Source organism: Aromatoleum diolicum (assembly GCF_012910955.1).
Lineage (GTDB): Bacteria > Pseudomonadota > Gammaproteobacteria > Burkholderiales > Rhodocyclaceae > Aromatoleum > Aromatoleum diolicum.
On sequence record NZ_WTVQ01000139.1, the window covers coordinates 1 to 296 of the forward strand.

At 62.8% G+C, this 296-nt stretch carries 1 pseudogene; it reads right to left on the reverse strand.

What is annotated here, in order from left to right:
* Nucleotides 1–296 (reverse strand): annotated as a pseudogene (locus GPA25_RS23770) (DDE-type integrase/transposase/recombinase); the annotation flags it as partial.

Sequence of the window (296 nt, forward strand, 5' to 3'; positions counted from 1 at the left end):
GAAGTTGCCCTTCAGGTATTTGACCCCCGACTCGACGATGCCCTTCTTCTGCGGATCATGCGGCGGACAGGCATCGATGCGGAAACCGTAGCCACAGGCCGCGTCGGCGTAGGAACGCTGGACCTGCAGATCATGCACACACGCCTTGGTGATCGCGCACCTGGCGTTGTCGATGATGATCCGCTCGGGTACCGCCGCGAACCACTCGAAGGCCCGCCGGTGGCAGCCCAGCCAGGTCGCTACCGTCTGATCCCAGACGAACTCGACGTACTGGTGACGCGAGAAGCACAGCGTCA